The sequence below is a fragment of the Streptomyces sp. NPDC003042 genome, from assembly GCF_053591315.1.
On the sequence record NZ_JBSFTP010000002.1, the window covers coordinates 119,682 to 140,442 of the forward strand.

A 20,761-nucleotide genomic window follows, 5' to 3' on the forward strand; every position below is an offset into this window, starting at 1 on the left:
GCACGGGCCCTGTGGCTTGCCTCGTCCTCTCGCCCTGCACGGGCACGAAAGCCCCTGCATGGGGACAAGGAGTAGAAACACATGAAGACGATCGACGAACTTCTCGCCGAGGGCGTTTCCGGCAAGCGGGTCTTCGTACGCGCGGACCTCAACGTGCCGCTCGCCGAAGGCAGGATTACCGACGACGGCCGCATCCGCGCCGTCCAGCCGACCATCGCGAAGCTCGCCGAAGCCGGCGCCCGCGTGGTCGTCGCCTCGCACCTGGGCCGTCCCAAGGGTGCCCCGGACCCGGCCTTCTCGCTCGCCCCGGCCGCCGAGCGGCTCGGCGAGCTGCTCGGCTCGGACGTCGCGTTCGCCACCGACACCGTCGGCGCCTCCGCCAAGGAGACCGTCGCGGCCCTCGCCGACGGCCAGGTCGCCGTCATCGAGAACCTGCGCTTCAACGCCGGTGAGACCTCGAAGGACGACGCCGAGCGCGGCGCCTTCGCGGACCAGCTCGCCGAACTGGCCGACGTCTACGTCGGCGACGGCTTCGGCGCTGTCCACCGCAAGCACGCCTCGGTCTTCGACCTGCCTGCACGCCTCCCGCACGCGGCCGGCTACCTCATCGCCACTGAGGTCGGCGTCCTGAAGAAGCTGACCGCCGAGGTCAAGCGCCCGTACGTCGTCATCCTCGGCGGCGCCAAGGTCTCCGACAAGCTCGCCGTCATCGACGCGCTGCTCGGCAAGGCCGACCGCATCCTGATCGGCGGCGGCATGGCGTACACCTTCCTCCACGCCCAGGGCCACGAGGTCGGCATCTCCCTGCTCCAGAAGGACCAGGTCGGCGTCGTCAAGGAGTACATGGAGCGCGCCGAGGCGAACGGCGTCGAGCTGGTCCTGCCGGTCGACATCCTCGCCTCCGCCGACTTCCCCGACCTCAAGGGCAAGACCCCGGCGGACTTCATCACCGTCGACGCCGACAAGATCCCCTCCGACAAGGAGGGGCTGGACATCGGCCCGAAGACGCGTGAGCTCTACGCGTCGAAGATCGCCGACGCCGAGACCGTCTTCTGGAACGGTCCCGTGGGCGTCTTCGAGCACCCCGACTACGCGGGCGGCACCACCGCCATCGCGCAGGCCCTGGTCGACAGCCATGCCTTCACCGTCGTCGGCGGCGGCGACAGCGCCGCCGCGGTCCGCATCCTGGGCTTCGACGAGAACGCATTCGGCCACATTTCCACCGGTGGCGGCGCCTCCCTCGAATACCTCGAGGGCAAGACGCTCCCCGGCCTCGCCGCCCTGGAGGGCTGAACCCTTATGTCCGCAGTTGAAAACGGCCGTACCCCGCTGATGGCGGGCAACTGGAAGATGAACCTCAACCACCTCGAGGCCATCGCCCACGTCCAGAAGCTCGCCTTCTCCCTGGCCGACAAGGACTACGACGCCGTCGAGGTCGCGGTCCTGCCCCCCTTCACCGACCTGCGCACGGTGCAGACGCTGGTCGACGGCGACAAGCTGAGGATCAAGTACGGCGCCCAGGACATCTCGGCGCACGACTCCGGGGCCTACACCGGCGAGATCTCCGGCCCGATGCTGTCGAAGCTGAACTGCTCGTACGTGACCGTCGGCCACAGCGAGCGCCGCCAGTACCACGGCGAGAGCGACGAGATCTGCAACGCCAAGGTCAAGGCCGCCTTCAAGCACGGGATCACCCCCATCCTGTGCGTCGGCGAGGGCCTGGACATCCGCAAGGCCGGCCAGCAGGTCCAGTACACGCTGAACCAGGTCGACGGCGGCCTGAGGGACATCCCGGCCGGGCAGGCCGAGTCCATCGTGATCGCGTACGAGCCCGTCTGGGCCATCGGGACCGGCGAGGTCGCCACCCCCGAGGACGCGCAGGAGGTCTGCGGGGCGATCCGTGGCCGCCTCGCCGAGCTGTACTCCCAGGAGCTGGCCGACAAGGTCCGCATCCAGTACGGCGGCTCGGTGAAGTCCGGCAACATCGCCGCGATCATGGCCCAGCCCGACGTCGACGGCGCGCTGATCGGCGGCGCGGCGCTGGACCCGGACGAGTTCGTCAAGATCGTCCGCTTCCGCGACCAGTGAGTATGCGGTAGGGCGGATCCGTCGTACCCTTGCGGGGGCCAGAGGCCGCACCATCGGCCGCTGGCCCCCGCGCACATCCCGGACCAGCCGGAAAGCCCAGAAAGTAGGAATCAGCCGTGATTATGGGGTTCTCGATCGCCCTGGTCGTATTCAGCGCCCTGCTGATGCTGCTCGTGCTGATGCACAAGGGCAAGGGTGGCGGCCTTTCCGACATGTTCGGCGGCGGTATGCAGTCGTCGGTCGGCGGCTCCTCCGTGGCAGAGCGCAACCTGGACCGGATCACCGTCGTGGTCGGCCTCCTGTGGTTCGCCTGCATCGTCGCGCTCGGCCTGCTCGTGAAGTCCAACGGCTGACGGTTCTGGCCATTCCGGCGGTCCTGCCCGGTCCGCCCGGCCTATCATGAGGTCCGGCGTCCACGCTCCGGAGCGAGTAACTCCGGTCGGTGGACGACCGTTGGGCCTTACGTAGACTGGGTCGCCCGCAGCGGGCATCCCCTCACGCTCCGCGGCACCATCACGCAGGGAGTTACGACCGTGGCAAGTGGCAACGCGATTCGTGGAAGTCGGGTCGGAGCCGGGCCGATGGGCGAGGCCGAGCGCGGTGAATCCGCGCCCCGTCTGCGCATTTCCTTCTGGTGCTCGAACGGGCACGAGACGCAGCCCAGCTTCGCCAGCGACGCGCAGGTGCCGGACACCTGGGACTGCCCGCGCTGCGGGTTCCCGGCCGGCCAGGACCGGGACAAGCCGCCCGCGCCGCCGCGCACGGAGCCGTACAAGACGCACCTCGCGTACGTACGGGAGCGCCGCACGGACGCCGACGGCGAGGCGATCCTCGCGGAGGCACTCGCCAAACTCCGCGGCGAGATCTGAGACTCGGCGAGGCCGGGTCCACCGGAGAGTGACTTGAGGCCCGGCCCGCGGGAGAGCGAATCCCGCGGGCCGGGCCTCTTTCTGTGCCTTGTCCCCCTTCGGATCCCTTAGGTTGGAGGCGGCGGGGCACAACAGGACGGAAGAAGTGGGTTGATGTCCGAGATGAACGCAGACAGGTCTATGAGGCTCAACCGGATGCCGGAGTGGAACGCACTCGGCAAGCACCGGGAAGAGCTGGGCCGGACGCATCTGCGGGAGCTGTTCGAGACGGATCCGGACCGGGGCACCGGGTACACCCTGCGGGTCGGTGACCTGTACATCGACTATGCGAAGCACCTCGTGACGGACGAGACGCTCGCGCTGCTGCGCGAACTGGCGTCGGCGACCGGAGTGGCCGAGCTGCGCGACGCGATGTTCCGCGGCGAGAAGATCAACACGACCGAGGACCGGGCGGTCCTGCACACCGCCCTGCGCGCGCCGAGGGACGCGGTCGTCGAGGTGGACGGCGAGAACGTCGTCCCCGGCGTTCACGCGGTGCTCGACAAGATGGCGGCCTTCTCCGAGCGGGTCAGGTCGGGGGAGTGGACCGGCCACACCGGCAAGCGCATCAAGAACGTGGTCAACATCGGTATCGGCGGCTCCGATCTGGGCCCCGCGATGGCGTACGAGGCACTGCGCGCCTTCAGCGACCGCGGGCTGACCCTGCGGTTCGTGTCCAACGTCGACGGCGCCGACCTGCACGAGGCCCTGCGGGAACTGGACCCGGAGCAGACGCTGTTCGTCATCGCGTCCAAGACCTTCACGACGATCGAGACCATCACCAACGCCACGTCGGCGCGGCAATGGCTGCTCGCCGCCCTGGGCGGTGACCAGGCCGCCGTGGCACGGCACTTCGTGGCGCTCTCGACCAACGCCGAGAAGGTCACCGAGTTCGGCATCGACCCGGCCAACATGTTCGAGTTCTGGGACTGGGTCGGCGGGCGCTACTCCTTCGACTCGGCGATCGGGCTCTCGCTGATGGTCGCGATCGGCCCGGACGCCTTCCGGGAGCTGCTGGGCGGGTTCGCGGACATGGACCGGCACTTCCGCACGGCGCCGCCGCAGGAGAACGCACCGCTGCTGCTGGGCCTGTTGGGCGTCTGGTACGGCGGATTCTTCGACGCGCACGCGCACGCGGTGCTGCCGTACAGCCACTACCTCTCGCGTTTCACGGCGTACTTGCAGCAGCTCGACATGGAATCCAACGGCAAGTCCGTGGACCGGGACGGCAATCCGGTGGACTGGCAGACCGGCCCCGTGGTGTGGGGCACGCCCGGAACCAACGGGCAGCACGCGTACTACCAGCTGATCCACCAGGGCACCCGGATGATCCCCGCGGACTTCATCGGCTTCGCCCGGCCGGTCGCGGAACTCCCGCCCGCGCTGGAGGCCCAGCACGACCTGCTGATGGCGAACTTCTTCGCGCAGACGCAGGCCCTGGCCTTCGGCAAGACGGCGCAGGAGGTACGGGCAGAAGGCGTGCCCGAGGAGCTCGTCCCGCACAAGACCTTCCAGGGCAACCACCCGACGACGACGATCCTCGCCGCCGAGCTGACCCCGTCGGTGCTGGGGCAGCTCATCGCCCTGTACGAGCACAAGGTCTTCGTCCAGGGCGCCGTGTGGAACATCGACTCCTTCGACCAGTGGGGCGTGGAGCTCGGCAAGGTCCTCGCGAAGCGGGTGGAGCCGGCGCTCACGGAAGGCTCGCACGTCGAGGGCCTGGACCCCTCGACGCGCGCGCTGGTGGCCACGTACCGCGAGCTCCGCGGCCGGAGCTGATCCGACTGAGCTGAGCTGACCAACGGCGAAGGGCCCGTCCACCGGGACGGGCCCTTCGCCGTACGGGTCAGGCCGAGGCCGGGGGGTACATGCCGGACGGCAGCTTCGCCGCGGCCGCCCGGTCCAGCAGCCACAGGGTGCGGCTGCGGCCGTAGGCGGCAGCCGCCGGGGCCTGGACCTCGCCCGCGCCGCCCAGCGCGATGGCGACCGCGCCGGCCTTGTCCTCGCCCGCCGCCAGCAGCCAGACCTCGCGGGCCGCCCGGATGGCCGGGAGGGTCAGGGTGATGCGGGTGGGCGGCGGCTTCGGGGCGCCGTGGACGCCGACGACCGTACGCTCCGTCTCACGGACCGCCGGGTGCTCGGGGAACAGGGACGCCACGTGGGTGTCCGGCCCCACGCCCAGCATCAGCACGTCGAAGCGGGGGACCGGGCCGTGGTCCTCGGGACCGGCGGCCCGGGCCAGTTCGGCGGCGTAGGCGGCCGCGGCAGCCCCGACATCGGTCCCGTACGGGCCGTCGGAGGCGGGCATGGCGTGAACACGTGCCGGGTCCACCGGGACGGCGTCCAGGAGGGCCGCGCGGGCCTGCGTGTGGTTGCGCTCGGGGTGCTCGGCGGGGAGGTACCGCTCGTCGCCCCACCACAGGTCCAGCCGGGACCAGTCGACCGCGTCCCGGGCGGGTGCGGCGGCGAGGGCCGCGAGGAGGCCGTTGCCGTTGCGGCCGCCGGTGAGGACGACGGAAGCGCTGCCGCGCGCCGCCTGGGCGTCCACGATCTTCGTGATGAGCCGGGCCGCCGCGGCCTGAGCCATCAGCTCCTTGTCCCGGTGGACGACGACCTGGGGAGTCGTCATACCCATGTGCTGCCGCCTTCTTGGTAGTTGGGGGTACCGCTGCTCGAGCAGCCGCAAACGCCGGCGGGGCTGAAGGCTCAGCCCCGCCGGCGACCCGGGCGCGGATCCGGCCGGAGCCCGGTCTACTGCTTGGCCGCGGCCTTCTTGGCCGGCTTGGGGGCCGGCTTCGGCGGGGCCTCGGGCTCGGGCTCGGGCGCAGCCTCGGCGGTGGACGCCTCCAGGCGGGCCACGCCGAACTTCAGCGAGGCCTCGTAGGTGTTGTCCGGGTCCAGCCGGCGCAGCTCCTCCGCCAGGAGCTCGGCCGTGTCGCGGCGCTTGAGCGCCACCGCGCGGTCGGGCTGCCCCGGCATGCACAGCGTGGCCAGCGAGCCGTCCGCGCGGTCCAGGACGATCGCGCCGTCCTTGGTCTCCAGGCGTACGGCGGTCAGGCCCGGCCCCGACGAGACGGTGCGCTTGACCGGGACCCCGAGGCGGTCCGCCAGCCACATGGCCAGCAGTTCGCAACTCGGGTTGTCGCCCTCGCCCTCGACGGTCGCCGAGGAGACGAGAAGGTTCTGCTGGTCCAGAGCGGCCGCCAGCATCGAGCGCCACGGGGTGATCCGGGTCCAGGACAGGTCCGTGTCGCCGGGGGCGTAGGCCGCCGCCCGGGCCGCGAGGGCCTGGATCGGCTCCTCGCAGGCGTACGTGTCCGTGATCCGGCGCTGCCCGAGCGCACCCAGCGGGTCGCCCGCCAGGTCCGTCGGAGCGCCCTCCGGGTACCAGACGACCACGGGGGCGTCGGGCAGCAGGAGGGGGAGAACCACCGACTGGGCGTGGTTGACCAGTTCACCGTGCAGGCGCAGCACCACCGTCTCGCCGGTGCCGGAGTCCGTCCCGACGCGGATCTCCGCGTCGAGCCGGGCATCGCGGCGGCTGCGCGGGGAGCGGCTGACCCGCCTGACCACGACGACGATCCGCGAGGGGTGTTCGTGCGACGCGTCGTTCGCCGATTTGAGCGCGTCGTACGCGTTCTCCTCGTCGGTCACGATCACCAGCGTGAGGACCATGCCGATGGCCGGCGTGCCGATGTCCCGGCGCGCCTGCACCAACGCGGCATTGATCTTGCTGGAGGTGGTCTCCGTGAGGTCGATCTTCATGGCCGGCGCCAGCTCCGTCCGTCTCGTGCGAGCATTTCGTCCGCCTCGACCGGCCCCCAGGTGCCCGCCGCGTACTGCGCGGGCTTGCCGTTCTTGTCCCAGTACTCCTCGATCGGGTCGAGGATGTTCCAGGAGAGTTCGACTTCCTGGTGGCGCGGGAAGAGGTTCGCGTCACCCAGCAGGACGTCCAGGATGAGCCGCTCGTAGGCCTCGGGGCTGGACTCGGTGAAGGACTCTCCGTAGGCGAAGTCCATCGTGACGTCCCGGACCTCCATGGAGGTGCCCGGCACCTTGGAGCCGAAGCGGACCGTCACGCCCTCGTCCGGCTGGACCCGGATGACCAGGGCGTTCTGCCCCAGCTCCTCGGTAGCGCCCGACTCGAACGGCAGGTACGGGGCCCGCTTGAAGACCACCGCGATCTCCGTCACCCGGCGGCCCAGGCGCTTGCCCGTCCGCAGGTAGAAGGGGACGCCCGCCCAGCGGCGGTTGTTGATCTCCAGCCGGATCGCCGCGTAGGTGTCGGTCTTCGACTTGGGGTCGATGCCGTCCTCTTCGAGGTACCCGACGACCTTCTCGCCGCCCTGCCACGCCGCCGAGTACTGGCCGCGCACGGTGTGCTTGCCCAGGTCCTCGGGCAGCTCCACGGCGGTCAGCACCTTGAGCTTCTCGGCCACCAGCGCCTTGGGGTGGAAGGAGCCGGGCTCCTCCATCGCCGTCAGCGCCAGCAGCTGGAGCAGGTGGTTCTGGATGACGTCACGGGCGGCCCCGATGCCGTCGTAGTACCCGGCCCGGCCGCCGATGCCGATGTCCTCGGCCATCGTGATCTGTACGTGGTCGACGTACGACCGGTTCCAGATCGGCTCGAACATGGTGTTGGCGAAGCGCAGAGCCAGGATGTTCTGGACGGTCTCCTTGCCGAGGTAGTGGTCGATCCGGAAGACCTCGTCACGGGGGAAGACCTCGTGGACGACCTTGTTGAGCTCCTCGGCGCTCTTCAGGTCGTGGCCGAAGGGCTTCTCGATGACGGCACGCCGCCAGGAGCCCTCCTTCTGCGCCAGACCGTGGTCCTTGAGCTGCTGGACCACCTTGGGGAAGAACTTCGGCGGGACCGACAGGTAGAAGGCGAAGTTGCCGCCCGTGCCCTGTGCCTTGTCGAGCTCCTCGATCGTCGCCTTCAGGGTCTCGAAGGCCGCGTCGTCGTCGAAGTCGCCCTGCACGAACCGGCAGCCCTGCACCAGCTGCTGCCAGACCTCCTCACGGAAGGGCGTGCGCGAGTGCTCCTTGACGGCCTCGTACACCTCCGTGGCGAAGTCCTCGTCCTGCCACTCACGGCGGGCGAAGCCGATGAGCGAGAAGCCCGGAGGCAACAGGCCGCGGTTGGCCAGGTCGTAGACGGCAGGCATCAGCTTCTTGCGCGACAGGTCACCCGTAACGCCGAAAATGACCAGGCCGGACGGCCCCGCGATGCGCGGGAGCCGCCGGTCCTGTGCGTCACGAAGCGGGTTCGCTCCGTTCACCGACAAAATACTCAGTCCTCCGCGGGGGCGAGGCGCAGCAGCTCCGCCTCGGTCGACTTCAGCAGGTCGTTCCACGACGCCTCGAACTTCTCGACGCCTTCGTCCTCCAGCAGCTGCACCACATCGTCGTACGAGATGCCGAGCTTCGCGACCGCGTCCAGCTCGGCGCGCGCCTGCTCGTAGGTGCCGCGGATGGTGTCGCCGGAGACCTCGCCGTGGTCGGCGGTGGCCTCCAGGGTGGCCTCCGGCATGGTGTTGACGGTGCCCGGGGCGACCAGGTCCACCACGTACAGGGTGTCCTTGTACGCCGGGTCCTTCACACCGGTCGAGGCCCACAGCGGGCGCTGCTTGTTGGCCTGCGCCTTGTCCAGAGCGGCCCAGCGCTCGCCGGAGAACACCTCTTCGAAGGCCTCGTAGGCCAGACGGGCGTTGGCGAGGGCGGCCTTGCCCTTGAGGGCCTTGGCCTCGTCGGTGCCGATCGCGTCCAGGCGCTTGTCGATCTCGCTGTCCACGCGGGACACGAAGAAGGAGGCCACCGAGTGGATCTTGGAGAGGTCCAGGCCCGCGGCCTTCGCCTTCTCCAGGCCCGCCAGGTAGGCGTCCATGACCGCGCGGTAGCGCTCCAGCGAGAAGATCAGCGTCACGTTGACGCTGATGCCCCGTCCGATGACCTCGGTGATCGCCGGCAGGCCGGCCTCGGTCGCCGGGATCTTGATGAGCGTGTTCGGGCGGTCCACCAGCCAAGCGAGCTGCTTGGCCTCGGCGACGGTCGCCGTGGTGTTGTGCGCGAGGCGCGGGTCGACCTCGATCGACACGCGGCCGTCCTGGCCGCCGGTCGCGTCGTAGACCGGGCGCAGGATGTCGGCGGCGTCGCGGACGTCCGCCGTCGTGATCATGCGGATCGCCTCTTCGACGGTGACCTTGCGGGCGGCGAGGTCGGCGAGCTGCTGCTCGTAACCGTCACCGCTGCTGATCGCCTTCTGGAAGATCGACGGGTTGGTGGTGACACCGACCACGTGCTGCTGGTCGATGAGTTCGGCGAGGTTGCCGGACGTGATGCGCTTGCGGGACAGGTCGTCCAGCCAGATCGCCACGCCCTCGTCGGAGAGGCGCTTGAGTGCGTCTGTCATGGGGATTGCATCTCCTACTGGGTCTTGTACCGGCGTCAGCGCGCGGCTGCGGCGAGGCGTGCTGAATCGATGCTGGCGTGGGCGGCTGCGGTCACGGCTTCCGCGGTCAGGCCGAACTCGCGGAACAGCACGGCGCCGTCGGCCGAGGCACCGAAGTGCTCCAGCGACACGATCCGGCCCGCGTCACCGACGTAACGGTGCCAGGTCAGGCCGATACCCGCCTCGACCGCGACTCGCGCCGTGACGGAGGGCGGCAGAACGCTGTCCTTGTAGTCCTGGTCCTGCTCCTCGAACCACTCGACGCACGGCATCGAGACCACGCGGGCCGGGACACCCCCGGCCTGCAGCGCCTCGCGCGCGGCGACGGCGAGCTGGACCTCGGAGCCGGTGCCGATGAGCACGACCTGGGCGGGGCCGCCCTCCGCCTCGAAGAGCACGTAGCCGCCCTTGGCCGCGTCCTCGTTCGGGGCGTACGTCGGCACGCCCTGGCGGGTGAGCGCCAGACCGTGCGGGGCGCCCTTGCCGAACACCTTGGTGTGGCGGCGGAGGACCTCGCGCCAGGCGATGGCGGTCTCGTTCGCGTCCGCCGGACGGACCACGTTCAGGCCCGGGATGGCGCGCAGCGCGGCGACGTGCTCGACCGGCTGGTGGGTCGGGCCGTCCTCGCCGAGACCGATGGAGTCGTGCGTCCACACGTAGGTCACCGGCAGGTGCATCAGCGCGGAGAGGCGGACGGCGTTGCGCATGTAGTCGGAGAACACCAGGAAGGTGCCGCCGTAGATGCGGGTGTGGCCGTGCAGCGCGATGCCGTTCATGGCCGCGGCCATGGCGTGCTCGCGGATGCCGAAGTGGATGGTGCGGCCGTACGGGTCGGCCTCCGGCAGCGGGTTGCCCACGGGCAGGAACGACGAGTGCTTGTCGATCGTGGTGTTGTTGGAGCCGGCCAGGTCGGCCGAGCCGCCCCACAGCTCCGGGATGATCGCGCCGAGCGCCTCGAGGACCTTGCCGGAGGCGGCGCGGGTGGCGACGCCCTTGCCGGGCTCGAAGACGGGGAGCTTGTCCTCCCAGCCCTCGGGCAGCTCGTTGGCCTCGATGCGGTCGAAGGCGGCGGCGCGCTCCGGGTGGGAGGTGCGCCAGGCGGAGAAGTCCTTCTCCCAGGCGGCCTTGGCCTCGCGGCCACGGTCCAGGGCCTTGCGGGTGTGCGCGATGACCTCGTCGGAGACCTCGAAGGTCTGCTCCGGGTCGAAGCCGAGCACGCGCTTGGTCGCGGCGACCTCGTCGTTGCCGAGCGCCGAGCCGTGGGAGGCCTCGGTGCCCTGGGCGTGCGGGGCCGGCCAGGCGATGACCGAGCGGGCCGCGATGAACGACGGGCGGCCGGTCTCGGCCTTGGCGGCCTGGAGGGCGGCGAAGAGCGCCTTCGGGTCGAGGTCGCCGTTCTCCTGCTGCTCGACGCGCTGGACGTGCCAGCCGTACGCCGCGTAGCGCGCGAGGGTGTCCTCGGAGACGGCCGTCTCGGTGTCGCCCTCGATGGAGATGTGGTTGTCGTCCCACAGCAGCACCAGGTTGCCGAGCTTCTGGTGGCCGGCCAGCGCGGACGCCTCGTGGGAGATGCCCTCCTGGAGGCAGCCGTCGCCGGCGATCGCGTAGACCATGTGGTCGAACGGGGAGGTGCCCGGGGCGGCCTCCGGGTCGAACAGGCCGCGCTCGTAGCGGGCGGCCATGGCCATGCCCACCGCGTTGGCGACACCCTGGCCCAGCGGACCGGTGGTGGTCTCGACGCCGGCCGTGTGACCGTACTCCGGGTGACCGGGGGTCTTGGAGCCCCACGTGCGGAAGGCCTTGAGGTCGTCCAGCTCCAGGCCGAAGCCGGCCAGGTAGAGCTGGGTGTAAAGAGTCAGGGACGAGTGCCCTGCGGAGAGCACGAAACGGTCTCGGCCGACCCACTCGGGGTCCGCCGGGTCGTGCCGCATGACCTTCTGGAACAGGGTGTACGCGGCGGGGGCCAGGCTCATCGCCGTACCGGGGTGGCCGTTCCCGACCTTCTGGACCGCGTCGGCGGCCAGGATGCGGGCGGTGTCGACGGCCCGCTGGTCCAGTTCGGTCCACTCGAGCTCTGTGGTGGTCGGCTTGGTGCTCACCGTTGGTCAGGGCTCCTCTCCACATGTTGTTTTCCCGGTGACGAACGGTGCACCGGCGCGATTCCGAGCCTACCCCCGACGGGGCGTGCGGCTATTCGAGTGCAGGCGGTCGTCGTCAGGTCGCCGCCCCGGCCGCGTCCGCTATCCGGGACCCGGCATCCGGCAGTTCGCAACCGGTGCCCGGTCCGATCGGCCCAACACGAGCCGACCCCCGCGCCGGGCCACGGAAGGGCAACGTCTAGAGTGGCGTGGTACGCGCAAGCCTTTACCGGACCTTCATTTTCTGAAGGGTCCGTCGGAGCTTGCTGGATTCTCTCTCAGGGGTGTGCGTGACGGCCGTCGAATCCCGTCCAGCGGGGGTGCTCGGGACGAGCTCCGGTCACCGGCCGTTCGGGGCCCGGGCCATGGCTTTCGTGGCACTGACCAAGCCACGGATCATCGAACTGCTGCTCATCACGACCGTGCCGGTGATGTTCCTGGCCGAGCAGGGCGTCCCGTCGCTGTGGCTGGTGCTCGCCACCTGCTTCGGCGGCTACCTGTCGGCGGGCGGCGCGAACGCGCTGAACATGTACATCGACCGAGACATCGACGCGCTGATGGACCGTACGTCACAGCGCCCGCTGGTGACCGGCATGGTGAGCCCGCGCGAGTGCCTGGTCTTCGGCATCTCGCTCGGCGTCGTCTCCACCCTGTTCTTCGGTCTGCTGATCAACTGGCTGTCGGCCGCCCTCGCGCTCGGCGCGCTCCTCTTCTACGTCGTCGTCTACACGATGCTGCTGAAGCGGCGCACCGCGCAGAACATCGTCTGGGGCGGGATCGCCGGCTGCATGCCGGTGCTCATCGGCTGGTCGGCGGTGAAGAACGAGGTCTCCTGGGCCGCCGTCATCCTCTTCCTCGTCATCTTCTTCTGGACGCCGCCGCACTACTGGCCGCTGTCGATGAAGGTGAAGGACGACTACGCGCGGGTCGGCGTGCCGATGCTGCCGGTCGTGGCCGGCAACCGGGTCGTGGCGCGCCAGATCGTCCTCTACAGCTGGGTGATGGTGGCGGTCTCGCTGCTGCTGACCCCGCTGGGCTACACCGGCTGGTTCTACACGTCGGTCGCGCTGCTGGCCGGCGGCTGGTGGCTGTGGGAGGCGCACGGGCTGCACGCCCGGGCGAAGTCCGGCGTCACGGGCGCGAAGCTCAAGGAGATGCGGCTGTTCCACTGGTCCATCACCTATGTGTCGCTCCTCTTCGTCGCCGTGGCCGTGGATCCCTTCCTCCGCTGATTACCCGCCGGTAGCATGCCTTGTATGGCAGAGACCGCAGACAGCGCAGAGACCGCTGACAAGAAGCAGGACCGCACGGCGGCGAAGCTGGCCCGGCAGATCGGCGCGTTCGCCAAGGAGCACGGCGGCGCCGAGGGCCAGCTCGCCCACATCGGCCAGGCCGGCACCCGGATCGTGCTCGTGGGCACGGACGGCGGCTGGGGCGACCTGGTCGCCCCCACCTGGGCCGTGGCCGAGCTCGCCGCGCGGAAGGCCGGGCTGACCCTGCACGAGGAACTCGACGGGGAGCTGGCCGCCCGCGTGCGGACCGGCCCGTACGAGTGGAAGCGGATGGCGGGCATCCAGCTCGGCGGGCGCGCCTAGTGCTGTGACCGGCGGATCGGGGTCGGTTCGGGCCGGGCCGTGATCCGCCGGACACCCCCTGGTTTCGGACGGGGTGCGGCTCGGTCAACAGCGCGAGCAACACCTCACACCCCGCTCACCCGTTAGGACGTGTGGAAGCCCCTTCCTCACGTCCGCAACGGGATGCCCGGATGATCGAAACGCCGCCCCTGGTGGACCAGTACTGCCACGGAGTGCTCCGTACGGAGCTGGGCCTCGGCACCTTCGAGGCCGAGCTGGTCCGCTCGGCAGGCCCGCCCGCCGCGGGCACCACCTCCTTCGACACCCAGACCGGCTTCGCCGTACGCCGCTGGTGCCCTCCGCTCCTTGGCCTGGAGCCGCACTGCTCGCCCCTGCGCTACCTGGCCCGGCGACGTGAGCTCGGCGCCGCCGAAGCAGGCCGGCGGCTGCTGCGCGGTTCCGGCGTGGGGGCCTACCTGGTCGACACGGGGAGCCCCGGAGACCTCACCGGGCCCAAGGAACTGGCCCTCGCCGGGGACGCGGACGCCTTCGAGGTCGTCCGGCTGGAGTCGCTCGCCGAGCAGGTCGCCGACACCTCCGGGACCGTTGAGGCCTTCCTCGCCAACCTCTCGGGGGCCGTCCACGACGCCGCCGCCGGGGCCGTCGCCTTTTCCTGCGGGGCGGACAGGGAGTACGCGTACGCCCTGGCCCGCGCCCCCGAGCCGCCCGGCCCAGGCGAGGTGCGCGGGGCGGCCGGCCGGTGGCTGGCCGGGCGGGCCAAAGGCGGGACGGTACGGGACCCCGTACTCCTGCGACACCTGCTGTGGAGCGCGGTGACGTCCGGGCTGCCGCTCCAGATGCACACCGGCGCGGCCGATCCGGAGCCGCTGACCGGGTTCGTACGCGCCACCGCGGGCCTGGGCGCGCCGCTGGTGCTGCTCGGCGGGTATCCGTACCACCGGCACACGGCGCTGCTGGCGGCGGCCCACCCGCACGTCCACGCCGACCTGGGACCGGTCCTCGCGCGGACCGGGGCCCGGGCCGCCGCCGTCCTGGCCGAGCTGCTGGAACTCGCGCCCTTCGGCAAGCTGCTCTTCTCCAGCGGCGGTGGGCGGCTGCCCGAACTGCACGCGGTCGGCGCCCTGGTGTTCCGCGAGGCGCTGGGCCGGGTCCTGGGCGGCTGGGTCACCGACGGGGCCTGCTCCTGGCGCGACGCGGAGCGGGTGGCCGCCATGGTCGCGGCGGGCAACGCGCGGCGGGTCTACCGCCTGGACGAGCGCGGCTGAATCAGACGGCCGAGAGCTGAGAGTCGGCCTGCGCGGGGATGTCCGCCGAGGCCGCGGGCCGCTCGCGCAGACTCAGGGCCACGCGGAGCACCGCGATCCACACCACGCAGGAGCCGAGCATGTGCGCGGCGACGAGCAGCTCGGGCAGCTCGGTGAAGAACTGCACGTAGCCGATGGCGCCCTGGGCGAGCAGCACGATCAGCAGGTCGCGGGCGCGCGCCCGGGTGTCGGCCGGGGCGTCCACCACGCGCAGCACCAGCCACATCGCGACGGCCAGCGCACACACCACCCAGGCGGAGACGGCGTGCACATGGGCGGTGGCCGCCCAGTCGAACGGCATCCGCTCGATCTCGCTGCTGTCGCCGGCGTGCGGTCCCGATCCGGTGACGACCGTACCCGCCGCGATCAGCACGAAGGTGGTCGCGATCAGCGCCCACGAGAGCCCCCGCACCGGGCGCGGCACGCGCGGCCGGGGGGCGGCGTCGCCCTCGCGGGTGCGCTGCCAGGTGACGGTGGTGACCGCGATCAGGGCGGTGGCGAGGAGGAAGTGGCCCGCCACGCTGTACGGGTTGAGGCCCGTCCTGACGGTGATGCCGCCGAGTACGGCGTTCGACATCACGATGACGAACTGGATCCAGCCGAGCCTGGTCAGCGAGTGGCGCCAGGGGGTGGCCGAGCGGGCCGCGACGATGCACCAGCCGACGGCCGCGGAGAGCACGTACGTCAGCATGCGGTTGCCGAACTCGATGGCGCCGTGGAAGCCCTGAGCCCGCGTCGCGATCAGGCTCTCGTCGGTGCACTTGGGCCAGGTGTCGCAGCCGAGACCGGATCCGGTCAGCCGCACCGCGCCGCCCGTGATGACGATGGCCACGCTCATCAGGAGCGCGGCGAACGCGGCCCGCCGGACGGTCCGGGGTGACGGAGTCCAGCGGGCTGCGATGTAAGCGAGGGGGTTCAACACGGCTCCTATCGTAAACGGAGCCTTGTGCAAAGTTTCACGAGGGGGTGGCGGCTGGTGCGTCGGGCCCGATGACCAGGCGGAACCTGGCTCCGGCCGGATCGCCCTCCTCGTGCCACCAGACGCGGACGCGCCAATGGCCGCTGTCGCCGGGGTAGTCCGGGCAGTCCATGAACCCCCGCACCAATTCGGACCCTACGTCCTCAGCTGAGCGGTTCCTCACGTCTGTCCCGCCATGCCATGGATGCCCCTGTACGTTCCACAACCCGTCAGGACCGCGCACCTCGATGCGCCACACCGCGTGCCAGGGGGTCACCTCCAGCATCGTGGCGACCTGCTCGGCCTCCAGACCCAGCCGGCCGGCGATCTCGGGGCCGGGCAGGCCCTGGATCCGGGCGGCCACCACGGCCTGGGGCAGCAGCCGTTCGGGCAGCATGCCCTCCGCGCGCAGGCCCACGAGGGAGTCGAAGGCCAGGAAGCGCAGCCGCAGTTCGAGCTGGCGGCCGATGTGGTCCAGGGCCTCCCCGGCCTCCTGCGCCTCCTCGGAGCCGGGGGCCGCGAGCAGCAGTCGGCGGAAACCGGACTCCGCGTCCACCGCCCAGGCGACCGCGTCCGAGGCGAAGCCCAGCTCGGCGAGGCGGTCCCCGAGGAAGACCTTGGCCTGCGCGAGGCCCCGGCGGTTGACCGGATCGTGCTGGTCGAGGCCGGCCCACACCTCGACGGCGGTCCGGGTCAGGTCACGGGCGCGCTCGCCGGCCGCCCGCTCCATGGCGCTCGGGCCGTTCTCGGCCCCGGCGCCGAGCGGATACCGGGGCAGCCTGTCTCCGTCGCTCAGCGGCCAGGCCAGCCAGACCCCCTGGTTGATCAGGGCGCGGGCGTACCACCGGGCGTACTCCGGCGCGTGTCCGGCGGCCTGCCGCGCGTGACGCAGCCCCTCCTCCATGGCGCCCAGCGCCCCGGCCCGGTCCCCGGCCGCGAACCGGCGCGCCGCGAGGTCGCCCAGGCGCAGCCCCAGCCGCGCGGCGCACTCGGCGTCGGTCCGGGCGGGCTCGCGGAGCGCGCCGATCAGCTCGTCCAGTAACTCGGCGCTCTCAGCGGGCTCCGCGTGCGCGGCCCCCGAGCGGATCCGCGCCCACTGCTCGTCCAGCCGCAGAACGGCCTCCCGCTGCGCCATGCCCGCCCCCCGGCGTCGTGGTCGTGTGTCGCTGATGGTGTGGAGGTCCCCATCCTCCCGCCGCGGTCACGTCCAGCGGAAGGGATTCACTCCCAGCGGAAGAGGCGCGCCGCGGCGCCGAGACCCAGTACGGCCCAGCCGGCCAGCACCGCCACGGCGCCCCACGGCAGCGCGGCCCCGTGCTGGAGCACCTCGCGCAGTCCGTCGGACAGGGCCGAGATGGGCAGCAGCCCGAGGACGGACTGGACGGCGCCGGGGAACTTCTCCATCGGCACGATCACCCCGCCGCCGACCAGCAGCAGCAGGAACACCAGGTTGGCGGCGGCCAGGGTCATCTCCGCCTTGAGGGTGCCCGCCATCAGCAGGCCGAGCCCGGAGAAGGCGGCCGTGCCCAGCAGGATCAGCGCGGCGACCGACAGCGGGTTCCCGTGCGGGGACCAGCCCAGCGCTAGGGCGATCACCGTCAGCAGGGCGATCTGGAGCACCTCGGTGACCAGCACCGACAGGGTCTTGGCCGCCATCAGCGCCCAGCGCGGCAGCGGCGAGGCCCCGAGCCGCTTGAGGACCCCGTAGCGGCGGTCGAAACCGGTGGCGATGGCCTGGCCGGTGAAGGCGGTGGACATCACGGCGAGCGCCAGGATGCCGGGTGCGAGGAAGTCCACGGATTTTTCCGTGCCGCCCTCTCGAAGGGGCACGGTGACGATGTCGACGGTGGAGAAGAGGGTCAGCAGCAGCGCCGGGATGATCACGGTCAGGAGCAGCTGCTCGCCGTTGCGCAGCAGCATCCGGGTCTCCAGCGCCGTCTGCGCCAGGATCATGCGGGACGCGGGAGCCGCCCCCGGGTTCGGGGTGAACGTACCGGCGCTCATGCGCGCAGCTCCTTGCCCGTGAGTTCCAGAAAGACGTCTTCGAGCGTGTGCCGCTCGACCGAGAGGCTGTTCGGCAGTACCCCGTGCTGGGCGCACCAGGAGGCGACGGTGGCCAGCAGCTGCGGGTCCACCTCGCCGGTGACCCGGTAGGAGCCGGGCGTCAGCTCGGCGGCCTGGGTGCCGTCGGGCAGTGCCTTCAGCAGTGAGGGGAGGTCGAGGGCGGGGCGGCCGGTGAAGCGCAGGGTGTTCTCGGCGCCGCCCCGGCACAGCTGCTCGGGGCTGCCGTGGGCGATGACCCGGCCCGCGTCGACGATGGCGACCTCGTCGGCGAGCTGTTCGGCCTCGTCCATGTGGTGCGTGGTGAGGACGACCGTGACCCCGTCGGCCCGCAGTTCGCGTACGAGGTCCCAGGTGGCGCGGCGGGCCTGCGGGTCCAGGCCGGCGGTCGGCTCGTCCAGGAAGACCAGTTCGGGGCGGCCCACCACGGCCATCGCCAGGGCCAGGCGCTGCTGCTGGCCGCCGGAGAGCCGCCGGTAGGGGGTGCGGCCGCAGCCGCCGAGGCCGAGGCGTTCCACCAGGGTGTCGACGTCCAGCGGGTCGGCGTACAGCTTGGCCATGTGGCGCAGCATCTCGACGGCGCGGGCTCCGGAGTAGACCCCGCCGGACTGGAGCATCACGCCGACCCGCGGGCGCAGGGCCTCGGCCCGGGCGACCGGGTCGAGGCCGAGGACGCGGACGGTGCCCTCGTCGGGCCGGTGGTAGCCCTCGCAGGTTTCCACCGTGGTCGTCTTGCCCGCGCCGTTGGGGCCGAGGACCGCGGTGACGGAGGCGCTGCGGACGGTGAGGTCCAGGCCGTTCACAGCGGTCTTGGGCCCGTACCGCTTCACCAGTCCGCGGATCTCCACGGCGGGGTCGTTGCTCATGGAGGGGAAGTCTACGGAGCGCGGGAAGGGGCCCTTGGCCCTGGGGTGGCGGGGTCGTCGGCACTGCTGTTCCCGAGCCGGAGGGCCTCTGAACTCACTGTCCGTAGACAGATTAGGTAACCCTTAGTGATGGAGGCCACCAGGAGTGGCTTCCGTCACGGCTTGTCGCGCGTCGGTTAATTACGCAACAATGGCGTTGTGAAATACAGCGAACGGATGATCGAGACCCCCCAGGGGGAACTCGTGACCGGGGAGCGGTCGACCCGCAACCGGGTCGCGCGCTCCATCCTGGACCACGGTCCGTCCACCGTCGCCGACCTCGCACAGCGTCTCGGCCTGACCCAGGCCGCCGTCCGCCGCCACCTCGACACGCTCGTCGCCGACGACGTGGTCGCGTCCCGTGAGCAGCGCGTGTACGGCGCGCGCAGCCGGGGCAGGCCCGCCAAGGTCTTCGCGCTCACCGACTGCGGGCGCGACGCCTTCGACCAGTCCTACGACACGCTCGCCGCGGACGCCCTGCGCTGGATCGCGCAGTCCGTCGGCGGGGGCGAACAGGGCGAGGCGGCCGTCGCCGCCTTCGCCAGGGCTCGTATGGAGGCGCAGGCGCGGACCTACCGGGAAGCCGTCGACGCGGCCGCCCCGGAGGAGCGCGCGGAGGCCCTTGCCAAGGCGTTGACCGCAGACGGGTACGCTGCTACGGCGAAGAGCGCTCCCGGTCCGCGCAGCGGTGAACAGCTCTGCCAGCACCACTGCCCGGTCGCCCACGTGGCCGAGCAGTTCCCACAGCTCTGCGAGGCGGAGACCGAGGTCTTCTCCCGCCTGCTGGGGACGCATGTGCAGCGCCTCGCCACGATCGCCCACGGCGACGGGGTGTGCACGACGTTCATTCCGCGCAGCGCGAGCGTCACACAGACCGACTCATCAGTATCTGCAAGTACGGCCGGGAGGAACCCCGCATGACCACGGAGACTGCTCACCCTGAGCTCGATGGCCTGGGCACCTACGAATACGGCTGGGCCGACTCCGACGCGGCCGGCGCCGCTGCCAAGAGGGGTCTGTCCGAGGAAGTCGTCCGCGACATCTCGGAGAAGAAGTCCGAGCCGGAGTGGATGCTGAACCTCCGCCTCAAGGGGCTCAAGCTCTTCGACCGCAAGCCCATGCCGAACTGGGGTTCCGACCTCTCGGGCATCGACTTCGACAACATCAAGTACTTCGTGCGCTCCACCGAGAAGCAGGCCGCTTCATGGGAGGACCTGCCGGAGGACATCAAGAACACGTACGACAAGCTCGGCATCCCGGAGGCGGAGAAGCAGCGCCTCGTCGCCGGTGTCGCCGCCCAGTACGAGTCCGAGGTCGTCTACCACCAGATCCGCGAGGACCTGGAGGAGCAGGGCGTCATCTTCCTCGACACCGACACCGCCCTGAAGACGCACCCGGAGCTCTTCCAGGAGTACTTCGGCACGGTCATCCCGGTCGGCGACAACAAGTTCGCGTCGCTGAACACCGCGGTGTGGTCCGGCGGCTCCTTCATCTACGTCCCCAAGGGCGTGAAGGTCGACATTCCGCTCCAGGCCTACTTCCGTATCAACACGGAGAACATGGGCCAGTTCGAGCGGACGCTGATCATCGTCGACGAGGACGCCTACGTCCACTACGTCGAGGGCTGCACCGCGCCGATCTACTCCTCGGACTCGCTGCACAGCGCCGTGGTCGAGATCATCGTGAAGAAGGGCGGCCGCTGCCGCTACACGACCATCCAGAACTGGTCGAACAACGTCTACAACCTGGTCACCAAGCGCGCCGTGGCGTACGAGGGCGCGACCATGGAGTGGATCGACGGCAACATCGGCTCCAAGGTCACCATGAAGTACCCGGCCGTCTACCTGATGGGCGAGCACGCCAAGGGCGAGACCCTGTCCATCGCCTTCGCGGGCGAGGGCCAGCACCAGGACGCCGGCTCCAAGATGGTCCACATGGCGCCGAACACCTCCTCCAACATCGTCTCCAAGTCGGTGGCGCGAGGCGGCGGCCGTACCTCCTACCGAGGCCTGGTCGAGATCGGTGAGGGCGCTCACGGCTCCAAGTCCAACGTGCTGTGTGACGCGCTCCTGGTCGACACGATCTCCCGCTCGGACACGTACCCCTACGTGGACGTCCGCGAGGACGACGTGTCCATGGGCCACGAGGCGACCGTCTCCAAGGTCTCCGACGACCAGCTCTTCTACCTGATGAGCCGCGGTCTGACGGAGTTCGAGGCCATGGCCATGATCGTGCGCGGCTTCGTCGAGCCGATCGCGCGTGAGCTGCCCATGGAGTACGCGCTGGAGCTGAACCGGCTGATCGAGCTGCAGATGGAGGGATCGGTCGGCTGATCGCCGGCCCGTCCCACCAC

19 protein-coding genes are annotated in these 20,761 nt (G+C 70.7%); 10 read left to right on the forward strand and 9 right to left on the reverse strand.

The window, feature by feature from the left end; genetic code table 11:
* Positions 1-81 precede the first annotated feature (81 nt).
* The 5 genes from ACWDYJ_RS01850 (at position 82) to pgi (ending at position 4,775) form a co-directional block, all read left to right on the forward strand.
* Complete coding sequence (locus tag ACWDYJ_RS01850; protein ID WP_451563464.1) at positions 82-1,293, forward strand: phosphoglycerate kinase; 1,212 nt, start codon at positions 82-84, stop codon at positions 1,291-1,293.
* Positions 1,294-1,299: 6 nt separating this feature from the next.
* On the forward strand, positions 1,300-2,088 hold the full coding sequence (tpiA, locus tag ACWDYJ_RS01855; protein WP_451563465.1) for a triose-phosphate isomerase: 789 nt from the start codon (positions 1,300-1,302) through the stop codon (positions 2,086-2,088).
* Between the two features lie 122 nt (positions 2,089-2,210).
* On the forward strand, positions 2,211-2,441 hold the full coding sequence (secG, locus tag ACWDYJ_RS01860; RefSeq protein ID WP_451563578.1) for a preprotein translocase subunit SecG: 231 nt from the start codon (positions 2,211-2,213) through the stop codon (positions 2,439-2,441).
* A gap of 180 nt (positions 2,442-2,621) precedes the next feature.
* Positions 2,622-2,957, forward strand: coding sequence for an RNA polymerase-binding protein RbpA (locus ACWDYJ_RS01865; protein WP_451563466.1), 336 nt, complete (start codon positions 2,622-2,624; stop codon positions 2,955-2,957).
* Between the two features lie 162 nt (positions 2,958-3,119).
* Complete coding sequence (pgi, locus tag ACWDYJ_RS01870) at positions 3,120-4,775, forward strand: glucose-6-phosphate isomerase (protein ID WP_451563579.1); 1,656 nt, start codon at positions 3,120-3,122, stop codon at positions 4,773-4,775.
* A gap of 67 nt (positions 4,776-4,842) precedes the next feature.
* Here pgi and pgl read toward each other — a convergent pair whose 3' ends face one another.
* The 5 genes from pgl to tkt all read right to left on the reverse strand — a co-directional run bounded on the left by pgl (position 4,843) and on the right by tkt (position 11,546).
* Complete coding sequence (pgl, locus tag ACWDYJ_RS01875) at positions 4,843-5,625, reverse strand: 6-phosphogluconolactonase (protein ID WP_451563467.1); 783 nt, start codon at positions 5,623-5,625, stop codon at positions 4,843-4,845.
* A gap of 122 nt (positions 5,626-5,747) precedes the next feature.
* Positions 5,748-6,761: a glucose-6-phosphate dehydrogenase assembly protein OpcA gene (opcA, locus tag ACWDYJ_RS01880; protein WP_451563468.1), complete on the reverse strand. Its 1,014-nt coding sequence runs from the start codon at positions 6,759-6,761 to the stop codon at positions 5,748-5,750.
* A complete protein-coding gene (zwf, locus tag ACWDYJ_RS01885) occupies positions 6,758-8,287 on the reverse strand; it encodes a glucose-6-phosphate dehydrogenase (RefSeq protein ID WP_451563580.1) in 1,530 nt (509 codons plus the stop codon). The genes opcA and zwf overlap by 4 nt, the downstream gene beginning before the upstream one ends.
* 2 nt (positions 8,288-8,289) lie before the next feature.
* On the reverse strand, positions 8,290-9,408 hold the full coding sequence (gene tal, locus ACWDYJ_RS01890; RefSeq protein ID WP_451563469.1) for a transaldolase: 1,119 nt from the start codon (positions 9,406-9,408) through the stop codon (positions 8,290-8,292).
* Positions 9,409-9,443: 35 nt separating this feature from the next.
* Positions 9,444-11,546 carry a transketolase gene (gene tkt, locus ACWDYJ_RS01895; protein WP_451563470.1) on the reverse strand — a complete coding sequence of 701 codons (2,103 nt, stop codon included), beginning with the start codon at positions 11,544-11,546 and terminating at the stop codon, positions 9,444-9,446.
* A 329-nt stretch (positions 11,547-11,875) separates the two neighbouring features.
* On the opposite strand from tkt, the gene ACWDYJ_RS01900 reads away from it, so the two are divergent.
* The 3 genes from ACWDYJ_RS01900 (at position 11,876) to ACWDYJ_RS01910 (ending at position 14,445) form a co-directional block, all read left to right on the forward strand.
* On the forward strand, positions 11,876-12,817 hold the full coding sequence (locus ACWDYJ_RS01900) for a heme o synthase (RefSeq protein WP_451563471.1): 942 nt from the start codon (positions 11,876-11,878) through the stop codon (positions 12,815-12,817).
* A 24-nt stretch (positions 12,818-12,841) separates the two neighbouring features.
* A complete protein-coding gene (locus tag ACWDYJ_RS01905) occupies positions 12,842-13,180 on the forward strand; it encodes a hypothetical protein (protein WP_451563472.1) in 339 nt (112 codons plus the stop codon).
* A gap of 170 nt (positions 13,181-13,350) precedes the next feature.
* Complete coding sequence (locus tag ACWDYJ_RS01910; RefSeq protein WP_451563473.1) at positions 13,351-14,445, forward strand: amidohydrolase family protein; 1,095 nt, start codon at positions 13,351-13,353, stop codon at positions 14,443-14,445.
* A gap of 1 nt (position 14,446) precedes the next feature.
* Here the strand turns inward: ACWDYJ_RS01910 and ACWDYJ_RS01915 are convergent, their stop codons facing one another.
* The 4 genes from ACWDYJ_RS01915 to ACWDYJ_RS01930 form a co-directional block, all read right to left on the reverse strand.
* Positions 14,447-15,436: a COX15/CtaA family protein gene (locus tag ACWDYJ_RS01915; RefSeq protein WP_451563474.1), complete on the reverse strand. Its 990-nt coding sequence runs from the start codon at positions 15,434-15,436 to the stop codon at positions 14,447-14,449.
* Positions 15,437-15,440: 4 nt separating this feature from the next.
* Positions 15,441-16,577 carry a hypothetical protein gene (locus ACWDYJ_RS01920; RefSeq protein ID WP_451563475.1) on the reverse strand — a complete coding sequence of 379 codons (1,137 nt, stop codon included), beginning with the start codon at positions 16,575-16,577 and terminating at the stop codon, positions 15,441-15,443.
* 86 nt (positions 16,578-16,663) lie between these two features.
* Entirely contained in the window at positions 16,664-17,446 is a 783-nt protein-coding gene (locus ACWDYJ_RS01925) for an ABC transporter permease (protein WP_451563476.1), read from the reverse strand.
* Positions 17,443-18,369, reverse strand: coding sequence for an ABC transporter ATP-binding protein (locus ACWDYJ_RS01930; RefSeq protein ID WP_451563477.1), 927 nt, complete (start codon positions 18,367-18,369; stop codon positions 17,443-17,445). The genes ACWDYJ_RS01925 and ACWDYJ_RS01930 overlap by 4 nt, the downstream gene beginning before the upstream one ends.
* A 216-nt stretch (positions 18,370-18,585) precedes the next feature.
* Between ACWDYJ_RS01930 and ACWDYJ_RS01935 the strand changes: the two genes are divergently transcribed.
* Together ACWDYJ_RS01935 and sufB are read left to right on the forward strand one after the other, a co-directional pair.
* Positions 18,586-19,329, forward strand: coding sequence for a helix-turn-helix transcriptional regulator (locus tag ACWDYJ_RS01935; protein ID WP_451563478.1), 744 nt, complete (start codon positions 18,586-18,588; stop codon positions 19,327-19,329).
* A complete protein-coding gene (sufB, locus tag ACWDYJ_RS01940) occupies positions 19,326-20,741 on the forward strand; it encodes a Fe-S cluster assembly protein SufB (RefSeq protein ID WP_451563479.1) in 1,416 nt (471 codons plus the stop codon). The genes ACWDYJ_RS01935 and sufB overlap by 4 nt, the downstream gene beginning before the upstream one ends.
* Positions 20,742-20,761 lie beyond the last annotated feature (20 nt).